17 protein-coding genes and 1 tRNA gene are annotated in these 21866 nt (G+C 70.7%); 9 read left to right on the top strand and 9 right to left on the bottom strand.

The genetic code is table 11. The features are described 5' to 3' along the window. Positions 1-8: 8 nt before the first annotated feature. The 4 genes from BJ969_RS26420 to BJ969_RS26405 all read right to left on the bottom strand — a co-directional run bounded on the left by BJ969_RS26420 (position 9) and on the right by BJ969_RS26405 (position 6930). Complete coding sequence (locus tag BJ969_RS26420) at positions 9-611, bottom strand: DUF4178 domain-containing protein (RefSeq protein WP_343071602.1); 603 nt, start codon at positions 609-611, stop codon at positions 9-11. A gap of 420 nt (positions 612-1031) precedes the next feature. Then, positions 1032-3584: a trehalose-phosphatase gene (gene otsB / locus BJ969_RS26415; protein ID WP_184483448.1), complete on the bottom strand. Its 2553-nt coding sequence runs from the start codon at positions 3582-3584 to the stop codon at positions 1032-1034. A 134-nt stretch (positions 3585-3718) separates the two neighbouring features. Continuing rightward, on the bottom strand, positions 3719-5152 hold the full coding sequence (locus BJ969_RS26410) for a trehalose-6-phosphate synthase (RefSeq protein WP_184483445.1): 1434 nt from the start codon (positions 5150-5152) through the stop codon (positions 3719-3721). A 338-nt stretch (positions 5153-5490) separates the two neighbouring features. Next, positions 5491-6930 carry a threonine/serine exporter family protein gene (locus tag BJ969_RS26405; RefSeq protein ID WP_184483443.1) on the bottom strand — a complete coding sequence of 480 codons (1440 nt, stop codon included), beginning with the start codon at positions 6928-6930 and terminating at the stop codon, positions 5491-5493. Between the two features lie 223 nt (positions 6931-7153). Here BJ969_RS26405 and BJ969_RS26400 point away from each other — a divergent pair. Then, positions 7154-7226, top strand: a tRNA-Thr gene (locus tag BJ969_RS26400). Positions 7227-7514: 288 nt separating this feature from the next. On the opposite strand, the gene BJ969_RS26395 is transcribed toward BJ969_RS26400, so the two are convergent. Genes BJ969_RS26395 through BJ969_RS26385 form a run of 3 tightly spaced genes read right to left on the bottom strand, consistent with a single transcriptional unit; the run spans position 7515 to position 9498 of the window. Next, on the bottom strand, positions 7515-8237 hold the full coding sequence (locus BJ969_RS26395; protein WP_184483441.1) for a putative T7SS-secreted protein: 723 nt from the start codon (positions 8235-8237) through the stop codon (positions 7515-7517). A gap of 16 nt (positions 8238-8253) precedes the next feature. Continuing rightward, the gene (locus BJ969_RS26390; RefSeq protein WP_184483439.1) at positions 8254-8574 is read right to left on the bottom strand and encodes a type VII secretion target; all 321 of its coding nucleotides are present in this window, start codon (positions 8572-8574) and stop codon (positions 8254-8256) included. 54 nt (positions 8575-8628) lie between these two features. After that, positions 8629-9498: an SseB family protein gene (locus tag BJ969_RS26385; protein WP_184483438.1), complete on the bottom strand. Its 870-nt coding sequence runs from the start codon at positions 9496-9498 to the stop codon at positions 8629-8631. 284 nt (positions 9499-9782) lie between these two features. Here BJ969_RS26385 and BJ969_RS26380 point away from each other — a divergent pair, with 284 nt between their 5' ends. Next, positions 9783-9947, top strand: a complete 165-nt coding sequence (locus tag BJ969_RS26380; RefSeq protein ID WP_184483436.1) for a hypothetical protein — start codon at positions 9783-9785, stop codon at positions 9945-9947. Positions 9948-9971: 24 nt separating this feature from the next. Here the strand turns inward: BJ969_RS26380 and BJ969_RS26375 are convergent, their stop codons facing one another. Beyond that, positions 9972-10745, bottom strand: coding sequence for a VOC family protein (locus tag BJ969_RS26375; protein WP_184483434.1), 774 nt, complete (start codon positions 10743-10745; stop codon positions 9972-9974). Positions 10746-10988: 243 nt separating this feature from the next. Between BJ969_RS26375 and BJ969_RS26370 the strand changes: the two genes are divergently transcribed. The 6 genes from BJ969_RS26370 to BJ969_RS26345 all read left to right on the top strand — a co-directional run bounded on the left by BJ969_RS26370 (position 10989) and on the right by BJ969_RS26345 (position 16867). Beyond that, entirely contained in the window at positions 10989-11723 is a 735-nt protein-coding gene (locus BJ969_RS26370; protein ID WP_184483432.1) for a trypsin-like serine protease, read from the top strand. Positions 11724-12114: 391 nt separating this feature from the next. Further along, entirely contained in the window at positions 12115-12717 is a 603-nt protein-coding gene (gene ectA, locus BJ969_RS26365) for a diaminobutyrate acetyltransferase (RefSeq protein ID WP_184483424.1), read from the top strand. A 178-nt stretch (positions 12718-12895) separates the two neighbouring features. Beyond that, positions 12896-14143, top strand: a complete 1248-nt coding sequence (gene ectB / locus BJ969_RS26360; protein WP_184483422.1) for a diaminobutyrate--2-oxoglutarate transaminase — start codon at positions 12896-12898, stop codon at positions 14141-14143. A gap of 84 nt (positions 14144-14227) precedes the next feature. Further along, positions 14228-14617 (top strand): ectoine synthase, encoded by a 390-nt coding sequence (locus BJ969_RS26355; RefSeq protein ID WP_184483420.1) that lies wholly within the window; start codon positions 14228-14230, stop codon positions 14615-14617. 283 nt (positions 14618-14900) lie between these two features. After that, complete coding sequence (thpD, locus tag BJ969_RS26350) at positions 14901-15803, top strand: ectoine hydroxylase (RefSeq protein WP_184483418.1); 903 nt, start codon at positions 14901-14903, stop codon at positions 15801-15803. Positions 15804-15991: 188 nt separating this feature from the next. Beyond that, positions 15992-16867, top strand: a complete 876-nt coding sequence (locus BJ969_RS26345) for an SAM-dependent methyltransferase (protein WP_184483416.1) — start codon at positions 15992-15994, stop codon at positions 16865-16867. Positions 16868-17409: 542 nt separating this feature from the next. Here the strand turns inward: BJ969_RS26345 and BJ969_RS26340 are convergent. Beyond that, positions 17410-18459 carry an ADP-ribosylglycohydrolase family protein gene (locus tag BJ969_RS26340; protein ID WP_184483414.1) on the bottom strand — a complete coding sequence of 350 codons (1050 nt, stop codon included), beginning with the start codon at positions 18457-18459 and terminating at the stop codon, positions 17410-17412. Positions 18460-18847: 388 nt separating this feature from the next. Between BJ969_RS26340 and BJ969_RS26335 the strand changes: the two genes are divergently transcribed. Continuing rightward, positions 18848-21760, top strand: coding sequence for an AfsR/SARP family transcriptional regulator (locus BJ969_RS26335; RefSeq protein WP_184483412.1), 2913 nt, complete (start codon positions 18848-18850; stop codon positions 21758-21760). Positions 21761-21866 lie beyond the last annotated feature (106 nt).

Here is a 21866-nt window from a genome sequence, read left to right as displayed (position 1 = left end):
CACCCCCGTCAGATCGCGGTGGGGTAGATGCGCACGTCGTACCGGCTGAGCTCCTCGCCGGTGGCGGCCTCCCAGTCCGAGTCGCCGTAGGACTCGAAGCCCAGCAGAGCGCCGTCGCTCGCCTCGTAGTCCTGGTAGCGGACGGAGCCCTGCTCGGCGAGGCCGGTGGTGGCCTCGCTGCGGAACGTCGCCGAGCCGGACTCCTCCCGCTCGTAGCTGCGACCGCCGAACTCGAGGTGCTTCGCGCCGGGCTCACCGGCGTCGTCGACCGGGGTCCACAGCGTGAGCTCCAGGTCCGGGTCCTCCTCGATCGCGAGCCACACCTGGGTGCCCTTGGCGTCGTCGAGCAGGTGCTCCGCCCAGCCCCAACCGCCTTCGGAGAGCCGCAGGGTGCCGCGGACGGTGTAGCTCAGGCCGCGGATCTCCACGATGTCGCCCGCTTTCAGGGCGCGCGGGTCGCCGCGCAGCGAATCCTGGTCGCCGGTGTGGAACGGGTCGGTCGGGCGCGCGGTCTCGTTCGGCGCGGCGCGCATGCGTCGGTACAGCATCACGCAGCTCGCCACCGCGACGACGACGCCGACGAGCACGATCGCGATCGTCAGTCCGGTCACGTGAATCCCCCAGATGTCCGTGCGGCTTCCCGCACAGGTGCCTTGACTTGCGCCGGAGCGTAACCGCCGCGTTCGACCCGAACGGCGGTTTCGCCGCAAATCGTGATCGGAAATCCGCCCGGAGTTCGGACCCCGCCACGCAGCGCGATCGACCGGCTCCACCGAGGCCACGCCCGCCCCGCGAGGGTGCTGTGGACGAATCGCCCCGCTGTGGACAACTCCCGCGATTTCGCGAGAAGTTTGAGCGGACCCCCACGCCGCGAACCGCCGAAAAGCCGCTCCGAGCTGCGGAGGTGGTGGCGCTCAGGGGAGTGGGGGGGCGTTCGATTTCGCGCGAAATCGGCGGGGTGCGCAGCGAAACGGGCCGTTCACCCGGGTGGGGTGAACGGCCCGTTCGCGTGCACAACGCGGCTCAGCGCGTCACTGGGACAGCAGCTGGGCGCAGCGGATCAGGCCCAGGTGGGAGTACGCCTGCGGGTGGTTGCCCAGCGAGCGCTCCGCGATCGGGTCGTACTCCTCGGCGAGCAGACCGGTCGGGCCCGCCGTGTCGACGATCTGCTGGAACAGCTCCTCCGCCTCGGTGCGGCGGCCGATCAGCAGGTACGCCTCGATCAGCCACGCCGCGCACAGGTGGAAGCCGCCCTCGTCGCCGGGCAGCCCGTCGTCCCGGCGGTACCGGTAGACGGTGGAGCCGCTGCGCAGCTCCGACTCGATCGCCGTCACCGTGGCGCGGAACCGGTCGTCGGACGGGTCGATCAGCCCGGACAGGCCCACGTGCAGCGAGGCCGCGTCCAGGTCGGAACCCTCGTAGGCGGTGGTGAACGCCTGCACGTCCGGCTGCCAGCCGTTCTTGATGACGTCCTGCGAGATCTCGTCCCGCAGCGCGTTCCAACCGGACTCCGGCTCCCGGCCGTACTGCTCCGCGAGCTTGACCGCGCGGTCCAGCGTGACCCAGCACATCACCTTCGAGTAGACGTGGTGGCGGGGCTGGTCGCGCTCCTCCCAGATGCCGTGGTCCGGTTCGAACCAGCGGTGCGACACCGCCCCGGCCATCGCCTTCACGAGCTCCCAGTCGCGGTCCCGCAGCGCGCCGCGCGCCGCGGCCAGGTGCGAGACGAGCTCCACGACCGGACCGAACACGTCGAGCTGGACCTGCTGGTCGGCGAGGTTGCCGACGCGCACCGGACGCGAACCGGCGTAGCCGGGCAGGCTGTCGATCACGGCTTCCGGCCCGAGGCTGGTCCCCTGCAAGGAGTAGAGCGGGTGCAGCCGCTCCGGTCCGGGCAGCGTCTCCAGCACGCCGTGCAGCCAGTTCAGGAAGCCTTCGGCCTCGTCGGTGGAGCCCAACGTGACCAGGGCCTGCGCGGTCATCGAGCCGTCGCGCAGCCAGCAGTAGCGGTAGTCCCAGTTGCGGACGCCGCCGATCTCCTCGGGCAGCGAGGTCGTCGCGGCGGCCATGATGCCGCCGGTGTCGGTGTTGCACAGCCCGCGCAGCGTCAGCGCGGAGCGGCCCACCAGGTCGCGCTCCAGCGCGGGCAGCGTCAGCGTCTCCAGCCAGTCCGACCAGTACACGTCGGCGGCGTCGCGGCGCTCGGACTCGGTCTGCTCCGACGGGTCCAGGTCCTCCGTGCCGCAGCGCAGCTCCAGCACGATCGGGGCGTCGTCCGAGGCCTCCACCACGGCGCGCGCGGATTCGTGCATGCCGTCGGAGGTGATCTCCCACTGGATCGCGGGGGAGCGCAGCACCATCGGCTCCGAGGTGCCCATCACCCGCAGTCCGCCGGACTCCGGCACGAGCCGCACCGGCACCTGGCCGAACTCGGGGCGCGGGGCGAACTCGATGCTCGCCGTGGTCTCGCCGGTGATCACCCGGATGAGGTCGGTGCGGTGCCCGTCCACCCCGTGCTCCAGGTAGTCGGTGACCAGCAGTCGCGACCAGCGGGTCTCGACGGTCATGGTGCCCGGCACGTAGCGCTGGCCCAGCGGCAGCGGACTGCGCGGGGCGCCGTTGCCGCCGTGCGGGCGGATCGAGAAGTGCCCGGCACCGGGGCCGCCGAGCAGGTCGGCGAACACGGCCGCCGAGTCCGGACCGGGGTGGCACATCCAGGTCAGCCGCGCGTCGGGGGTGAGCAGGGCGACGGTGCGCTCGTTGGACAGCATCGTCAGCCGCTCGATCGGCGGAGCCTGCTCGCCGTAGAGCCAGGTGCGGCGCTCTTCCATGAGGAACGCCAGCGCCGTCGCGACCTGCGTGGTGTCGGCGACGCGGAACTGCGCGAGCGTGTCGCCCTCGCCGACCTTGAGGCCGAGGTCCGGGCCGTGCAGCCGCGCGAAGGCCTTCTCGTCGGTGACGTCGTCGCCGAGGAAGATCGCGGCGGTGGCGCCGACCTGGTGGCGCAGCGCGTCGAGGGCGTTGCCCTTGTCGGTCTGCACGACGGCCAGCTCGATCACCGCTTTGCCCTCGGTGACCTGCACGCCGTCCCAGGTTGCGGGCCCGGAGCGGACCTCGTCCAGCACTCGTTCGGCGACGGCGGCGTCGGCCCGGCGCACGTGCACCGCGACGCTGGCCGGCTTGGCCTCCAGCGACACCCCGTCGTTGCCGGCGACGATGTCCTGCAGGCCGCGCTGCAGCGCGGTCCGCAGTTCGGTGGCCTGCGGTTCGAGCTCGTGCACGAAGCCCACGTCGAACTCGGAGCCGTGGCTTCCGACGAGGTGGACCTCGGACGGCAGCCGGGACAGGGTGGCGAGGTCGCGCAGTGCCCGGCCCGAGATCACCGCGGTGGTCGTGGCGGGCAGGGACGCCAGCGAACGCAAGGCGTGCACCGATTCGGGCAACGGCTTCGCCGCGTTCGGGTCGGCCACGATCGGGGCGAGAGTGCCGTCGTAGTCGCAGGCGACCAGCAGTCGAGGGGTGCGCGCGAGCTGGACGATGGTGCGGCGCAGCTCGGCGGGGAGAGCTTCGGCGGTCAACGCCATACTCCTCTGGGGCGGTCGGATGGGTCTACATGACCGATTCGGTGTCGAGCGTGCGAGTCGGGTTCACTGCTCGTCGCCGGTGATCGATCATTGTGTGCGGTTCCCGGAAAATCGGGAATCACGCGATGTTCGCGCTAGTCAGTCGGGGGTGTCCCCAGTGCTTCCAGAAACGATCGCGCCCAGCGATCGACGTCGTGCGTGAGCACCTGCCTACGCAATGCTCGCATCCTACGGCGGCCTTCGGCCTGGTCGATGTCGAGGGCGGAGAGCAAGGCGTCCTTGACCCCGTCCAGGTTGTGCGGGTTGACGAGGAACGCGCTGGTGAGTTCCGCGGCGGCCCCGGCGAACTCGCTGAGCACGAGGGTGCCGCCCAGATCGTGGCGACAGGCCACGTATTCCTTGCACACCAGGTTCATCCCGTCGCGCACCGGCGTCACGACCATGACGTCGGCGGCGCAGTAGAACGCCACCAAGTCCTTCTTGTCCACCGAAGTGTGCAAGTAGTGCACTGCTGGGTGACCCACGCGGCCGAATTCTCCGTTGATCCGGCCGACTTCGCGTTCGATGCCTTCGCGCATCTGCTTGTAGTGCTCGACGCGTTCCCGGCTGGGCGTCGCGATCTGGATCATCGCCACGTCCTCGGCCCGGATCTGCCCGTCGGCGAGCAGCTCGTGCATCGCGTGCAGCCGCACGTCGATGCCCTTGGTGTAGTCGAGCCGGTCCACGCCGAGCATGATCCGGCGCGGATTGCCCAGTTCAGCGCGGATCTCCTTGGCGCGCTGCTGGATCTCCTTGCTGCGCGCCATCTGGTCCAGCTCCGAGGAGGCGATGGAGATGGGGAACGCCCCGACGCGCACCGCGCGATCCCCGACCTGCACCACGCCGGGCCGGGACCGCACCCCGACCTGGCCGCGGCTCGGCTCGAACCCCGCGAGCCGCCGCGCCAGCCACAGGAAGTTCTGCGCACCACCCGGACGGTGGAATCCGACGAGGTCCGCGCCGAGCAGCCCGCGCACGATCTCCGTGCGCCACGGCAGCTGCATGAACAGCTCCACCGGCGGGAACGGGATGTGCAGGAAGAAGCCGATGCGCAGGTCGGGGCGCAGTTCGCGCAGCATCGCGGGCACCAGTTGCAGCTGGTAGTCCTGCACCCACACCGTCGCGCCCTCGGCGCTGACCTCCGCCGCGGCTTCCGCGAAGCGCCGGTTCACCCGGCGGAACGCCTCCCACCACGACCGGTCGAACACCGGCGGCACCACCACGTCGTGGTACAGCGGCCACAGCGTCGCGTTCGAGAATCCTTCGTAGTAGTCCTGGAATTCGTCCGCCGAAAGCCGCACCGGGTGCAGCCGCATGTCCTCGTCGGTGAACGGTTCCACGTCGACGTCGGCGACTCCGGGCCAGCCGACCCACGCGCCGTGCCGGGCGCGCAGGAACGGCTCCAGCGCCGTCACCAGGCCCCCGGGGCTGTGCTTCCAGCGTTCGGTGCCGTCCGGCAGCTTCTCCAGATCGACCGGGAGCCGATTGGCCACGACGACGAAATCCGCACGGGTACTGCCGCTGGTCACCGGTGTTGCCTCCTCGGGAGACTCTGCTGTCTCGGGCGGGATGGGCTGCGCCGACGGCTTGGTGCTCTTCCGCGGCTGGGCCCCCTGGCGGGGGTCCGTCCCGGATCACTCACTACCCGCAGGCGAGGCTAGTCAATCTGCTCATCGCCCGCGTCGTTCGTGTGGGCCAACGACCCCCGAGTCCTTGCTCACTTCTCGTTGGTGTCACGGCTGGTCCTGCTCGTGCTCAGGAGACTCCCGCGCGCTCGGCCGGGACAGGTGCAGGTCCACCGGGCCGTCGCGGAGCCGGGGCCCGGCGGGCGAGCCCGTTCACCGGGTGGTGAACGGGCTCGCGGTGCTCACTCCAGCCGACGGCGGGTGGGGCGCAGCGGACCGGACAGGCGGGGACCCGCGATGCGGCGTTCGAGCCTGCCCAGGCGGGTCCGCACGGGCTGGGCGAGGTACTCGCCGAGCACCACGCCCGCGCCCAGGGCCAGGCCGGTCGCCGCGGCCACCATCAGGGTCGACATGCCCGAGGGGTTGCCCGCCACCGCGATCTCGTACAGGCCGCGGTAGGTGGCCAGGCCGGGCAGCAGCGGAGCCACGCCGGACACCGCGATCACCAGCGTCGGAATCCCGAAGTGCCGGGTGGTGATGCCACCGGCGAAACCGACGACGGTCGTGGCGATCGCGCCCGCCAGCACCGGGTGCACCCCCACCAGGTCGCTGACGAGGAGTCCGGACACGCCCGCCGCGACGGCGCCGCCGAGCCCCGCGATGATCAGCGGGCGAGGCGGGGCGTAGCTGGCCAGCGCGAAGCACGCCGAGGTCGACGCGCCCGCCAGCACCTGGATGGGGATCATCAGCGGCTGCGACGAGTCGATCTGCGCGGCACCGACCTCCCGGAGGTCGCTGCCCTGGTTGACCGCGCCGAAGATCTCCACGCCCGTGTAGAGCGCCAGCACCACTCCGGCGATCAGGCCCGCCGACATCAGCGCGAGCTCCGCGATGCGCCCGGCGGCGGTCACGTTGTAGCCGGTGATCGCGTCCTGCATCGAACCGACGACGGTCATCCCGGACAGCAGCACGATGATGCTCGCCGCCACCGCCAGCGCCGGACTCGCCAGCAGGTCGAGTTCGGAGCAGGCCAGCGCGATGCTCGTGGCGATGACGCCGCCCACCGCCTGCTGGAAGAAGAACGGCAGCGCCCGTTTGTTCAGCATCCGGCCGATCCGGTCGACCAGCGCCGTCGCCACCGCGGCCACCAGCGCCAGCCGCGGATCGCCGCCACCGAGCAGCACCGACAGCGAGGCCGCCATCCCTGCCCACGCCAGGGTCGCCACCCAGCGCGGGAACGGGTGCGGCGCGGAGGTGATCTTGTCCAGTTCGGCGTAGGCCTCGGACGCGGAGATCGAACCGGCGGTGATCTTGCGGACCAGGTCCTCCACGTCGGACAGCCGCGTGTAGTCGATGGACCGGTTGCGCACCACGCGCAGCGAGGTGATCGGCACCTCTTCGGTGCCCCGGTAGCAGGAGACGGTGATCGACGTGTAGATCACGTCGACCTCGCAGTGCGGCAAGCCGTACGCGCTGACCACACCGATGATCGTCGCGGTCACGTCGGAGGCGCCCGCGCCGCTGGCCATCTGGACCTCGCCGATGCGCAGCCCCAGGTCCATCACCAGATGGACCGTTGATTCCTCGGGCAGTGCCGGCCCGTAAACGGCGTTGCGCGTCCCGACCGTCTCGGCCGGCTCGCGCCGCCGCAGCACACCTCGGGCGCGCTGCGTGATTCCCACCGCAGACCTACCTTCCTGCTCGCCACCTCGCGGCGATCGTGTTGATCGTCCCCTCGGCCATCGGCCCGCACGCCTCAGCCGTTGCACGTCCTGTTGGTGTCGTCCGTCACGAGCCTGACACCTGCCCCGCGCGCCCGCGGGCGAGGGGCCGCACCGGCACCGGCCGCCTGCCGGTCGCGGCCCGGCGCCGACTACGATGTGCGCGCACGGCGTGGCCGTGCGCGCCGCTGTAGCTCAGTTGGTAGAGCACCCGCCTTGTAAGCGGACGGTCAGGGGTTCGAGTCCCCTCAGCGGCTCCGCTCCGAAGGCGCTGAGCTCGGGTGGTGCTGGACTCGACCGGTTCGGCAGGTGGTCGGGGGATGCCCGGCGCGGGGGGCGGGCCGGTGTCGGTGGGTTTCCCGGCGGCGCCCCGCGGCGAACGCACCTGCGGCGCGAGCACCGGGTTCGGTCGTGCGACCGGGGGCACGGGTCGTTTCGCCTACTGATGATCGGTGATCGAAGGTCGATTCTGTACTACCCGACCGGGCGACGGCTCGTGAGCACGTCCCGTGACGAGTCCCGCCGAACGGCTGCAACGCGGCACGTCACGGGATCGGAATGGCGAACCGGCGGCCCGGGTCGGCCCACGCCGCGAGGACGTCCTCGTTGAGCCGGAGCAGTTCGCGCTGGTAGGCGTGCAGGTCGTGCGCCGTCGTGTCCGGGTGCAACGACTCCAGCACCAGCGGTGGCGCGGCGTCGGGCACCTCCACCGGCTCGGGCGCGTGAGCGGGCTCCGGCTCGGGTTCGGGCTCGGCTCCCCGCGGAGGTTCCGCTGCGGGTGCCGGCGGCGGAAGCGCCCGCAGCGGCGGCGGGGGAGCGGCTTCGGGCAGCACCGGCGGCAGCGTGGCCAGGTCCTCACCGGCGCGCAGGATCGCGCGCGCCGCCCGGCGCCCGGCTTCGTCCTGCTGCATCCGCCAGCGGCGGATCAGCTCCGCGGCGGCGGCCTGCCGCACCGGGTCGCCCGCGGCGTCGGCGGCCTCGGACCGCGCGAGCTGCTGGAGGTTCTCCAGCGTCACCTGGTACTCGCCGAGCGCGTCGGCGGCGGCGTAGTGCGCGTCGGCGGACTGCCGCCACCGCTTGCTCAGCTCGTACTGGGCCGCGTCGAAGCGATCTCGGGCTCGTCCCGACCACGACTCGACCCGCACGTCGCGCAGCGCGCGCCCGGTCTGGTCGAGGTGGTCGGCCAGTGTCCGCAGCCGATCGCATTCGGTGACGATGCCCGGGGCGTTGCCGGGCAGCGGCGGCTCATCGGAGGGTGGCTGGATCATCCGCGTTCGCTCCGGGCTAGCCGCGGTCGAGCGCGGTGATCAGCGCTCGTTCCAGGTCGGCGTCGATCCGCGCGTAGTCGTCGGCGGTGGCGCGCAGCCGGTCGGTGAGTTCGGCCGCTTCGCCGGCGAGTTCGGTGCCGGCTCGGGAGGAGTCCTCCTGGAAGGCCTGGAGCGCCCGGGTCAATTCGTCGTTCCCCGCCTGTTCCGGGTTGAGCTGAAATTTGCGAACGGTCTGTTCTCGGAAGTCGTCGATGATGTGCTGCGCGGTGTTCGCGCTCCGGTGCAGTTCTTCCGGAGAGGCGAAAAGCCGCCCCGCGGAATCGTCCAGCTCGGCCATGGCCGGAGAATAGCGGGAATCCATCCGTTGATTCATCCAGGTCGGGGACGAGGCCTACTCGGACCGCAGCGTTTCGCGGATCTCGGCGGTGAGCACAGGTGGAATGCTCATCGTCCCGGTGAGCGCCATCGGTTCTCCGGCGCACGGGTTCAGCAGAATTCCCATCGGATCCGAAGTCCGCGTCGCGGTGCGCACCAGGTCGGCTCCGAGCAGCCGGTGGGACCCGGTGGCCCACGGTGCCGAGGAGGCCCGCCGGTAGTCCTCCAGCAGGTCCGCCCGGGTGAACGCGCACACCCACGTGCTGCGGCCCGCCGCCCGGACCGCGGCCAGCCCGCCCGCGGGCGAGCACGGCACGTGGACGTCGTGGGCGAGGAAGCAGTCGATCGCGCGGCGCACCGTCGAACGCGGATCGTGCAGCGCCCGCAGCGCATCGTCGACCCCGCCGCGCCCCGGCTCGGGCCGCGGTGCCAGGGCGTTGCCCGGCGCGGGTTCGAGTTGTCGCGCCGTACCGGGCTCGGGCGCCTTCGGCGAGCGGCATTGCTGGTCGAGGCACCCTTGGAGGTGCTCGATGATCTCGTCCATCCGCCGCTCGATGGTGCGCGTGGAGAACCCCGCGCCGAGCTCGGCCGACAGCGCCGCGACGCGTTTGCCGTAGGTGAGCCCGTTGAGCCCCTGGTGCGGCGGGAGGTTGTAGGACACCTCGGCGATGCGGGTCAGCTCGGGGGCCAATTTCGCCAGCCATGCGTCCAGCCACCGCGCCAGCTGCTCCTGCACGCCCGCCGCGTCCGTCCCGGTGATCCGCAAGATGCCGCGCAGCTCGGGTCCCAGGCGAGCGTGCAGGTCCGCGCGCCGCACCCCGAGCCCCTTGTGCAGCGACGCCAGCGCCTTTCCCGCATTCTTGCGGGTTCTGTCGTCGTTCCCCATTGTTCCCCTCAGTTTCGCGCGGAGACTAAAGGGCGGGAGTTGATCTCGTCAATGAACCGCGCCGGAAGGCGGGAAAGCGCGGGATCGACCTGGCTTTTCGCCACATTCCCGCCAGCGTGGCGGGAATTCCGCGGGTGGCGCTTCGCCTGGCGGAAAGGCCGGGCTTGGCGGATTCCTGGCGAGTGCTCCGCCGACCGTGGTAATCGCGTCCGGAGGCGGAATAGCTTCGGTTGCGTCGTGTCGATTCGTCACCGCCGACGCGGTGCGTGGAGTGAGGAGAGAACGTGGACTCGATGATGGTGGTCGTGGTCGTCCTGCTGGGGGTGCCGTCGATCTGCTTCGCCGGGCGGCGCCTGTCCGAGCAGTGGGCGATCGAGCGGTGGGAGTGCCGCGCCGCCGCCTGGCTGCGCGCCCTGTCGCAGCCGGATCCGCTGCTCGGGCGCGGCTGATCCACCGCTCGATCGCGGCCGAGCTCACCCCGCGGGGTTGAGGTGGATGATCCCGAAGATGCCGCCCGCCGGGTCGTGGACCACGGCGAAGCGGCCGGGTTCGATGTCGACCGGGTCGACGACGGTGGCGCCGCCGAGGCGGGTGACGTCGGCGAGGGCGCGGTCGGTGTCCGGGACGGCGAAGTACACCAGCCAGTGCGCGGGCACTTCGGCCGGCCAGCTCTCGTCGATCCGGATCATCCCGCCGATCTTTCGGCCGCCCAGTCGCAGCAGCCGGTACTCGGTGTCGCCGACGGCCTGCGGTGCCGCGTCCCAGCCGAACACCGCGCGGTAGAACTCGGTGGCGCGGTCGGGTTCGCGGGTGGCCAGTTCGTGCCAGCAGGGGGTGCCGGGCTCGTTGACGACGGTCGAGCCTGGGTGCTGGTTCGGCTGCCACAGCGCGACGGCCGCGCCGGTCGGGTCCGAGCACAGCGCCATCCGGCCCGCGTCGAACACGTCCATCGGGTTCAGGTGCACCTGGCCGCCCGCGTTCCGGACGGCTTCGGCGGAGGCGTCCGCGTCGGTCGTGGCCACGTAGGTGGTCCAGAACGTGGGGCCCTGCCGGGGTTCGTCCTGCGGGCCGATGCCCGCGATCGGCTTGCCGCCTCGCTGGCAGATCAGGTAGCCGCCCGCTTCGGGACCGGAGTCGTGCACGGTCCAGCCGAACAGCTCGGCGTAGAACTCCGAGGCCGAACCGGGGTCGGCGGTGTTGAGATCCACCCAGCAGGGCGTGCCGGGCGGGTACGACGTGATCTCCATGAGAGCCCCCGAGGTTCGTGGAGTACGGCCGCCGGACCCTTGACGGCGGGGTGCGGCCGAGGCCCATAGTGGGCATTCGAATGTTGGTGTGGTCAATCGAACGGCGCATCTCGATCAGGTCTAAAAGCTGGGATGTGGTGGCGAATAGTGACCAATTGGTTGACCCATTACCCGTTCGGGTGAGGTCATGGGACCACTTGACCGTCCCCACAGCGTTGCCGCTGCTACCCAGAGGAGATCAGCGTGTCCCTGGCACGAGTGCTGACCGGAGCGGCGGGCCTGGCCCTGGCCGCCGCCGCCTTCGCCGTTCCCGCCCAGGCCGCCGCCCCCGCGGCGCCCGCCCCCATCGACATGCAGCCGATGATCATCGACGGCGAGGAGGCCACGGACGCTCCTTGGGCCGTTCGCCTGCTCAACGACGGCCAGGAGGCCTGCACCGCGACCGCCATCTCCGCCGACTGGGTGCTCACCGCGCAGCACTGCGTGGAAGGCGCCGGCGACGCGATCAGCTTCAAGGTCGGCAGCCTGAACCAGCACGAGGGCCAGGAGGTCAAGGCCAAGGCCGGCGGCGTGCACGTGCACGACAGCGTCGACCTCGCGCTGGTCAACGTCGACACCCCGATGAACGTCGAGTTCTCGCCGCTCGGCTCCACCGGTGACGTCAACAACGGCGACACCGTCCAGGTCTACGGCTGGGGCGCGACCTGCACCGACCAGCCCGAGGCCCAGTGCCAGGCCGAGAACCTGAAGGTGGCCGACGTCAAGGTCACCGACATCGCCTGCACCGACTACCGCGGCGGCACCGCGGTCTGCGCCGACCGCGTCAACGGCATCACCGCCGGTGGCGACTCGGGCGGCCCGATGTTCTCCAACGGCACCCAGGTCGGCGTGGCCTCCACGAGCGACCGCGCGACCTCGACGGCGTACACGAACGTCACCGAGTACCGCGACTGGATCAAGGAGACCGCCGGCGTCTGATTCGCCTGAGGCTCTCCAGCAGTACCCCGCGTCCGGGGCCGCCACGGCGGCCCCGGACGTGTGCGTTCCGGTGGCGGAAAGTGAGAGCCCGTGCACCCGGGGTGGTCGATCGCCGGATGAAGATCGCAATTCCCGGAGCGGTCCGTGAAAAATGTGGCCGGGCAATCGAGTCCGGGCCCGGACGTGCAGCTGCGACGGGCGTTTTCGCTGGTCACGCCCGTGATTCGCATATTCGATCACTATGCGTCTTAGATCGTTATCACTGCGTTGATGCGCGGCGCAACAATCCTGTCGTGCTCATCACGTGTAAAATCGAGTATCGCCTGGTAGTGACGCCAGGAAACGGTCGCGTACCTGACGCGTTACCGATGTTCTGTTAAGTTGGCAAAGCATGACCGGCGACAAACCCAGCCATAACGGCGACGGACCGAATGGCGGACGGAATGCAGGGAGTGGTTCTTCCGCTTCCGGTGAGATCGGCATTCCGGTCGTCGCGGACGGTCCCGCACTCTATCGGATCACTCGTGATTCGCAGGTGCTCGATGTGAACTCGTCCTACGCGTACCTGTTGTGGTGCCGGGACTTCGCGCACACCACCGCGGTGGCGCGGGAGGACGGCGACGTGGTCGGTTTCGTCACCGGCTACCTGCGCCCGGACGCCCCGGACGTGCTGATGGTCTGGCAGGTCGCCGTGGACGCCTCGCAGCGCGGCCGCGGTGTGGCGGGCAAGCTGCTCGGGCACCTGCTCGACCGGCTGGTGCCGGAAGGCGTCCGCTACCTGGAGACGACCATCACCGCCGACAACACCGCCTCGATCAAGCTGTTCTCGGCGCTGGCCAGGGACCGCGGCACCGAGCTCGCCCGCAGCGAGCTGTTCGGCGCCGAGCTGTTCCCGGACGCGCACCTGGGCGAGGACCTCTACCGGATCGGCCCGTTCGCGGCCCCCGGTGTCGTGGCAGGTGAGGCCGCCGCGGCGCCACGTCCGGCGGACTAGCGCGAGCACGTCCCGCACGGCTCTCGGTGGGAGCCGGTGGCGCGGGGAACGTGCGGGGGCGGGGTCATCCGCCGGCCGCGCCGCACAGACGAACGAGTTCCGACCGGCAGGTCTCCCCGGCGGGGACCATGACCGATTTGCAGCCGGTGGCCGCTTCGGCCGCCGCGAACGGAGGATCGTGAACGATATCTTCGCAAGCCTCGAATCCGAGGTCCGCAGTTACAGCCGCACCTGGCCGACGACGTTCGACAAGGCGGGTGGCAGCTGGCTCTACGGCGAGGACGGCACGCCCTACCTGGACTTCTTCGCCGGCGCCGGCGCGCTGAACTACGGCCACAACAACCCGCGGCTCAAGCGCAAGCTCATCGAGTACATCGAGCGCGACGGCGTCACGCACGGGCTCGACCAGGCGACCGCCGCGAAGCGGGAGTTCCTGGAGACGATCGACGAGAAGCTGCTCAAACCGCGCGGGCTGGACTACAAGGTCCAGTTCCCCGGGCCGACGGGCACCAACTCGGTCGAGTCCGCGCTCAAGCTGGTCCGCAAGATCACCGGCCGCGAGTCGATCATCAGCTTCACCAACGCGTTCCACGGCATGACCCTCGGGTCGCTGTCGGTGACGGGCAACTCGATGAAGCGCGGCGGCGCGGGCATCCCGCTGGTGCACTCCACGCCGATGCCCTACGACAACTACTTCGACGGGCAGTACCCGGACTTCCTGTACTTCGAGCGGCTGCTCGAGGACAGCGGCTCCGGCCTGAACGAGCCCGCCGCGGTGATCGTGGAGACCCTGCAGGGCGAGGGCGGCATCAACTCGTCCCGCCCGGAGTGGCTGCGCGGCCTGCGCGAGCTGTGCGACAAGCACGGCATGCTGCTCATCGTCGACGACGTGCAGATGGGCTGCGGGCGCACCGGCCCGTTCTTCAGCTTCGAAGAGGCCGGCATCACCCCGGACATCGTCTGCCTGTCCAAGTCCATCGGCGGCTACGGCATGCCGCTGGCCCTGACGCTGATCAAATCCGAGCACGACGTGTGGGAGCCCGGTGAGCACAACGGCACCTTCCGCGGCAACAACCCCGCGTTCGTGACCGCGTCCGAGGCGCTGAAGCTCTACTGGAGCGACGACGCGCTGCAGAAGAGCACCATCGCCAAGGGCGAGCGCGTCGGCCAGGTCATCGGCGAGATCGCCGACAAGTACGAGGGCGCCCAGGCCAAGGGCCGCGGCCTCGCGCGCGGCCTCGGGTTCGAGGACCCGGAGACCGCGGGCAAGATCTCGAAGGCGGCGTTCGACCGGAAGCTGATCCTGGAGACCTCCGGCCCGCAGAGCGAAGTGATCAAGATCATGCCGCCGCTGACCGTGTCGGATGAAGAGCTCGAACAGGGGCTTCAGATCATCGTCGATTCGGTGCAAGCTGTGCTTGCCTGATCCAACAACGCACGCGACGGCCGGTCCCGCACTTCCGGGCCGGCCGTCTCGTACGGCACCACCGGCACCACGAAGGAGGGCATTGTGTTCGTCCGCAGCCTCGAAGAGGTCGAGAACACCGACGACGACATCCAGACCGAGAACTGGCGCAGCAAGCGCATCGTGCTGGCCAGGGAGAAGGTCGGCTTCTCGGTGCACGAGACCACCCTTTACGCCGGTACCGTGAACGACTTCTGGTACGCCAACCACATCGAAGCCGTGTTCGTGTACGAGGGTGAAGGCGAGCTCGAGAACAAGTCGACCGGCGAGATCCACCAGCTCAAGCCGGGCACGCTGTACATGCTCAACGAGCACGACAAGCACCAGGTCCGTCCCAAGACCGACATCCGCACGGTCTGCGTGTTCAACCCGCCGGTGACCGGCCGCGAGGTGCACGACGAGAACGGCGTGTACCCGCTGATCGTGGAGGACTGACCGGGCATCGACCCGGCGTTCCCGCCGCACCGCCCACGAGCCGCCGCCCGCGGCCGTGGGCGGTTTTTCATGCCTGCCGCGCCCGTCCGGGAAACCTCGCCGGAACGCATGCGTAATGACCGCGGCGGTCGGGTAGCCCAGAACTGTCTGGTTGCCTGCCGCGGTGTGCGACACGTATCCCCCGACGAGGGGAACGGCCACCGACCGAGGAACCGAGAAATGGCGCCCGATTCCGACGTGGAATCGGGCGCTCCGGCGGTAATTCGCGAAGGAGGCGCAACTGATGACCGTCGCGGATGTGACGACTCAGGACCGTTATCCGACTCGGCGCGGCACCGAGTCCGCATTCATCGAACGCACCGATCCCGTCGTGTGGTCCGGCGTGCGCGCCGGACCGGCGACGCGGACCGACCTGGCCGCGCACGAGGCCAAGGGATTCCACACCGTGCCGGGTCTGCTGTCCCCGGCGGAAGTGCAGAAGTACTGGCAGGAACTCGATCGGCTCACCAAGGACCCCGAGGTCCGGGCCGATGAGCGCACCGTCGTGGAGAAGGACTCCGGCCAGGTCAGGTCCTTGTTCGAGGTGCACCGCACCAGCGAGCTGATCGCCGAGCTGGTGCGCGACCCGCGAGTGCTGGACCGGGCGCGGCAGATCCTTGGATCCGAGGTCTACGTGCACCAGAGCCGGATCAACTACATGCCGGGATTCAAGGGCAGCGGGTTCTACTGGCATTCCGATTTCGAGACCTGGCACGCCGAAGACGGCCTTCCCGCGCCGCGCGCGGTGAGCCTGTCGGTGGCGCTCACCGACAATTATCCGTTCAACGGCGGATTGATGGTCATGCCGGGCGCGCACCGCACCTACGTGTCGTGCGTGGGCCGCACTCCGGGGGAGAACTACAAATCTTCGCTGAAGGAGCAGAAGGTGGGGGTTCCGGGCGAGGACGACATCACCCGGCTCGGCTACGAGCACGGGATCGAGCAGTTCACCGGGTACGCGGGGTCGGCGTTGTGGTTCGACTCGAACACGATGCACGGGTCCGGCAACAACATCACGCCGTTCCCGCGGTCGAACATCTTCATCGTGTTCAACAGCGTGCGCAACGCGCCGGTGGCGCCGTTCGCGGCGGACCGGCCGCGGCCGAGCTTCGTCGCCGCGCGGGACCCCAGCGCCGTCGTGCGCTGACGCGGCACCGCCCGGCCCGGTCGCGCGACACGCGGCCGGGCCGGTTCGCGTTCGACCCCTCTCCGGGGTCATGCTCATCCTGAACACATTGCTTGAGCCCCCGAAAGGGTTGGAATACTGATTCCGATGAGTGATCGTGGACGGTGTTCCATGGCGTCACCCGCTGACAGGGCGGTCCAGGAGAGCGGATGAGCACACTGCACCACCCCGTCGAGGCGATGCCCTCCGACATGCGCGACAGCGTCACCACGCCCAGCGCGGCGCGCGTCTACGACTGGTACCTCGGCGGGGCGCACAACTGGGAGATCGACCGCGCTTTCGGACAGCGCGTCGTGGAGATCGTCCCCGGCATGAAGGCCTACTGCCGGGCCAACCGCCGCTTCCTCAACCGGGTCGTGCGCTACGCCCTCGACTCCGGCATCCGGCAATTCCTGGACCTCGGCTCCGGCCTGCCCACCGTCGGCAACGTGCACGAAGTCGCCGAGCTGCACTGGAGCTCCGCGCCCGAAGCCCGCGACCCCGGCGACACGCGCGTCGTCTACGTGGACAACGACCCCGTGGTGCAGTCGCTGGGCGGACTCATCCTCGACCGGGAAGGCGACCCGCGACGGCACCGCGCGCTGCGCGCCGACCCGATCGCCGACCCCGGCGGGATGTGGGCGCTGCTGGACGACACCGGGGTGATCCGGTTCGACGAACCCATCTGCATGCTGATGCTGTCGATGCTGCACTTCTCCAAGGACGCCGTCGGCCCGCACGGCGCGCTCGACGCGCTGCGGGAACGGCTGCCCAGCGGTTCGCTGCTCGCCGTGTCGCACTGGACGACCTCCGACGCGACCGAACAGGAGCAAGAGGAGAACCGGCGGCTCGTGGAAGCCTACGAGCAGTCGACCCACCCGGGGCAGCTCCGCTCCCACTCGGAGATCCGGGCGTTCTTCGGGGACTTCGCGATGGTGGAGCCCGGGTTGGTCTATGCGCCTCAGTGGCGGCCGGATGGGCAGGAGGAGTTCACCGGCGACCCGGAACGCTCCCGAATGCTCGCCGGGCTAGCTCGTAAGGCATGAGTGCCCGCCCGGTCGGTTTGGACGTGTGGTCGGGTGGCGGAACCTCAGTGCCTTCCTCGCTGCGGGATCTTTTTCCCGAGTGGCTCCGCCACGAGGGAAAAAGCTGTCCTCGCGAGGAAGGCACTGAGAACCCGCGGGTGGTCGGCTTTTTGACGTGGGCTATGTGCTTCGCACATACAGGCACGGCCTTCGGCCGCCGGGCAGGCGTGGCTTCGTCCGCCCAGGGCACGGCTTCGCCGCAATGCACGGCCTTCGGCCGCCGGGCAGGCGTGGCTTCGTCCGCCCAGGGCACGGCTTCGCCGCAATGCACGGCCTTCGGCCGCCGGGCAGGCGTGGCTTCGTCCGCCCAGGGCACGGCTTCGCCGCAATGCACGGCCTTCGGCCGCCGGGCAGGCGTGGCTTCGCCCGCCCAGGGCACGGCTTCGCCGCAATGCACGGCCTTCGGCCGCCAGGCAGGAGCACTTCGCCGCCCAGAGCACGGCTTTGCCGGGAGGCAGGGGCTTTGGTCGCTTCCTGGTCTCTGGGCAGGGCTGGGGCGAAGGTCAGGGGGCGGGGGGTGGGTCCAGGCCCAGGTAGCGGCGTTCGTTGAACTTTTCGCCTGTGCAGGAGGCTCCGATGTCGTGGCCGATGCGTTCGATCACGTCGGCCAGTTCCAGGCGGGACAGCCATTGGCGGGGGAGCGCGGCGGTGCCGTGGCGGGCGCCGAGGATGGCGCCGGTGATCGCGGCCGTGCTGTCGCTGTGCCCGGAGTGGTTCGCGGCCAGGCGCAGCGCGTCCGGGAACTGCTCCGGCCGGGGCAGCGCCAGCGCGCAGTACGCGCCGATGGCCAGGGCTTCCGGGCCGATCCAGCCCTGCCCGAGCCGTTCCACGTGCGAGACGGAAGCGCCCAGCCGGGACAGCGTGGAGGCCTCCGCGAGCAGGCCCGCGGTCTCCCCGTCGTCGCGCAGCACGCGCCCCGTCGCCTGGTCCACCGCGTCCGGCAACCGCCTGCCCTGCACGGCGATCAAGTGCACGATCAGCGACAGCGTGCCCGCCGACGCCCAGCCACCGCCGCCGCCGTGGGTGAGCGCGGCGAGCCGGCAGCCGAGCCCGTAGGCGATGGTCGCGCTGGGGGCGAAACCGACCGGCGTGCTGCGGTCCACGCCGCCGCAGCCCTTCGAGCTGTTGCGCGGGCGGTCCGGGCTGCCGAGCTCCGGTTCGCCCAGCGCGCGCAAGCTGGTGAGCCCGGGCGCGCGGCTCGCGTACAGCTCGCCCTCGGCGAGCAGACCGGTCGCGCCCGGCGGCGGCTTGGACTCCTGCTGGGTGATCAGCCAGCGGCGGTAGGCGGCCGTGACCGTTTCGACGGGTCGCCACTGGCCGCCGTTGTTGCCCTGGGTCCACGCGCTGAGGTAGCCCTCGCCGGTGAACAGCGTCATCTGCGTGGCGTCGCCCAACAGGGCTTGCGGAGGCGGCTCGGTGATGCCCTGCTCGCCGTGCTCGGCGCGGATCCCGTCCAGCTGCTGGAACTCGACCGGTGCTCCGAGCGCGTCGCCGAGAGCCCCGCCGAGCAGGCAGCCCACGGCCCGATCGACCACTGTGGACGGTGGGGGCACGCGGTGATCTCCTTCTCGGGCACTGCTTCGGCGGCGGTCGATCAGTGCCCGACTCTACTGGGCGGTATGGCGGGCGCGGCGGCGATCCGGCAACCGCGGACGTCGTCGCCGCGTGCGGCCCGACACCCTGGCATCCGGCGCCGGATGCGTGAATGATCAACTTTCCGGACACCGCGGCGCGCCCCGGTCGGGTGATCGGCGCGTCTGCCGGAGGCTCGACGGTCGCGCCATCACGTTCGGCCGATCGGGTGACGCCTCGGATGGTACCGGTGGGCGCCGGTCGAAGATCGCTACCGTGTGTCCGCTTCGCCGGGAGTGGACTCCGCGAGTCCGAGTGACCGAAACTGACGAGGATCGAACACGCAGCGAACGGCAGGTGTCGAGGGGCATGCAGGGGCAGGACGCAACGCCCGATCGGAGGGGCGCCAGCCGCGAGGACGCCGGTCCGGACACCGCCGGATTCACCTTCCGCGTGCTCGGCCCGCTCGAAGTCCGCTACGACGGGGCGCCGCTGCAGCTCGGCTCCGCCTCCGTGCGCGGAGCGTTCGCCTGCCTGCTGATGGAACCCAACCAGCTCGTCTCCATCGACCGGCTCATCGACACCCTCTGGGGGGACGAGCCGCCCGCGACCGCCCGCACCATCGTGCACGGCTACATCTCCCGCATCCGGCGGCTGCTGCACGGCCACGGCGACGCCGACGCGGCCGGGCGCCCCGAGATCCTCACCCGCTCGCCCGGCTACCTGCTGCGCATCGACCCCGAGCGCGTCGACGCGCACCGCGCCCGCACGCTGATCAACGAGGCGCACGGCAAGGACCCCGCGGCCAGGGCGGCGCTGCTCACCGAAGCCCTCCAGCTGTGGCGCGGCCCCGTGCTCTCCGGCATCGTCGCCGAACGGCTGCACCAGATGGTCGGGCCCAACCTCGACGAACTGCGGCTGCTCGCCCTGGAAGAGCGCATCGCCGCCGAGCTGGAACTGGGCAAGCACCACCGGCTGGTCGTCGAACTGGCCACCCTCGTCGACCAGCACCCGCTGCGGGAACGGCTCACCTACCTGCTGATGCTCGCCGGGTACCGGGCGGGCAACCGCGCGGAAGCCCAAGCGCGCTACCACGCGCTGCGGGAACGGCTCTCCCACGAACTCGGCATCGACCCCGGCCCCGAAGTGCGCACCCTCTACGAACGGCTGCTGCGCGACGACGAAGCCCTGCTCAGCGGCACCCAGCGGCAAGCCGACCGGGAAGTCGCCCCCGTCGGCCCGGTCCCCGCCGAACTGCCGCCCGCCGTCGCCGGGTTCGTCGGCCGCGAACGCGAAATGGCGCTGCTGGACCGGATGGTCGAACGCGACCGCGGCGACACCACGCTGCTCGCCGTGCTCACCGGCACCGCGGGAGTCGGCAAGAGCGCCGTCGCGATCACCTGGGCGCAGCGGGTCGCCGCGTCGTTCCCCGACGGCCAGCTCTACGCCTCGCTGCGCGGATTCGACTCCGAACGCGCGCCGTTGTCCCCGGGCGAAGCGCTCACCAGCATGCTCAAGACCCTCGGCGTGGCCGCCGACGCCATCCCCGTCGACCTCGACGACCGGGCCGCGCTGTTCCGCTCGCTGCTCGCCGACCGGCGCGTGCTGGTGCTGCTCGACAACGCCCGCGACTCCGAGCAGGTCCGGCCGCTGCTGCCCGGCGGATCCCGCTCGCTGGTGCTGGTGACCAGCAGGCGCAGGCTCGACGGGCTCGTCGTGCGCAGCGGCGCCCGCGTGCTGCCGCTGGAGACGCTGCCCACCGAATCCGCCGTCGCGCTGCTCGACCGCGCGGGCGGCATCGACGGGTCCGCCGAGGAACCCGAGGCCGCGCGGGAACTCGCCGAGCTCTGCGGCGGGCTGCCGCTGGCGCTGCGCATCGCCGCCGCCCGGCTCGCCGCGAACCCCGCCCGCGGCATCGCGGGCCTCGTGCGCGAACTCACCGACGAGAGCAACCGGCTGCACGCGCTGGACATCGACGACGCCGACACCAGCGTGCGCCGCGCCTTCGACATCTCCTACCGGAACCTGCACCCCGTGCACGCCGCCACGTTCCGGCAGCTCGGCCTGGTACCGGGGCACACGTTCACCGCGCACGCCGTGGCCGCCGTGTGCGAAACGGACCCGCCCGGCGCATACCGCAGGTTGCGGGCGCTCGCGCTGGCCCACCTCGTGACCGAGTCCGAAGTGGACCGGTTCGGCATGCACGACCTGCTGCGGCTCTACGCGCGGGAACTGCTCACCGCGCCCACCTGCGACGGCAAGCAGGACGGCGCCGGCTTCGCCGAACGCGACGAGAAGGCGTTCACCCGGCTCCTGCACTACTACCTCGTGGTCGCCGACCACGCGCGCCGCTTCCTGCGGCCCGCCCGCGACGACCTCGACCTCTCCGGCGACTCCACCATCGAGCAGCCCGAGATCCGCAACCGCACCGAAGCGCTGGCCTGGTTCGACTCCGAGTGGCCCAACCTGGTCGCCGCCGTGCGCGCCGCGCACTCCCACGGCCTGCACGAGTACGCGTGGCGGCTGGTGCGCTGCCAGTTCAACTACCTGGTGGTGCGCTGCCCGTGGGAGGACTGGATCCAGATCTACACCGTCGGCCTCGAATCGGCGCGGCTCGCCGCCGACCCCGTCGGCCAGGTGCTGATGCCCGCCGGGCTCGGCGTGGCCTACGCCCGCACCGGCAAGCACGACGAGGCGCTGGCGCACTACGCCGACTCCTACCGCTGCGCCGTCGCCACCGGGAACGCTGGATGGCTGGCGTTGGCGCAGGTCAACATGGGTGCCGTGCTGTTCCGGATGCAGCGCTACGCGGAGGCGCAGGTGCACTGCCGGGACGCGCTGCGCGCCTACCGCACGCTCGGCGACCGCTACCGGGAGGCGGGTGCGCTGAACAACCTCGCCCAGGTCGAGCAGGCCAACGGGCGGCTCGACGAGGCGTTGGAGCACTTGCTGGAGGCCGAGGTGATGTACCGCGAGGCCGACGACCTCGAAACCCTCGCGATGGTGCTGAACAACTGCGGCGAAGTCAGCATCGAATCGGGCAGGCTCGACGAGGGTGAGGGCTACCATCACGAGGCGCTGAACGTGGCGCAGCGCTGCGGGTCGGCGATGCACCAGGCGTCGGCGTACATGGGGCTGGGCGACGTGGCGCAGTCCCGCGGTGATCGCTCCGTGGCCCGCACCCGGTGGGAGACGGCGCTGTCGATCTACGAGACCGGCGGGTCACCGCGCGCCGCGCAGGCCAAGTCCCGGCTGCAGTCCATTGACGACATCGGCGCCTGACTCCGCGGCAGCTCACATGGTGTCCACTGTGGACGTTTAGCCGACGTTTAGCCGATGTCTAGCCCGGACTGCCAAAGTGCCTTTCGTGCGGGTCAGCGTCATGAAC

The sequence above is a fragment of the Saccharopolyspora gloriosae genome, assembly GCF_014203325.1.
Lineage (GTDB): Bacteria > Actinomycetota > Actinomycetes > Mycobacteriales > Pseudonocardiaceae > Saccharopolyspora_C > Saccharopolyspora_C gloriosae.
The sequence above is the reverse complement of the archived record's forward strand: the minus strand, read 5'-3'. Positions and strand labels throughout refer to the sequence as shown.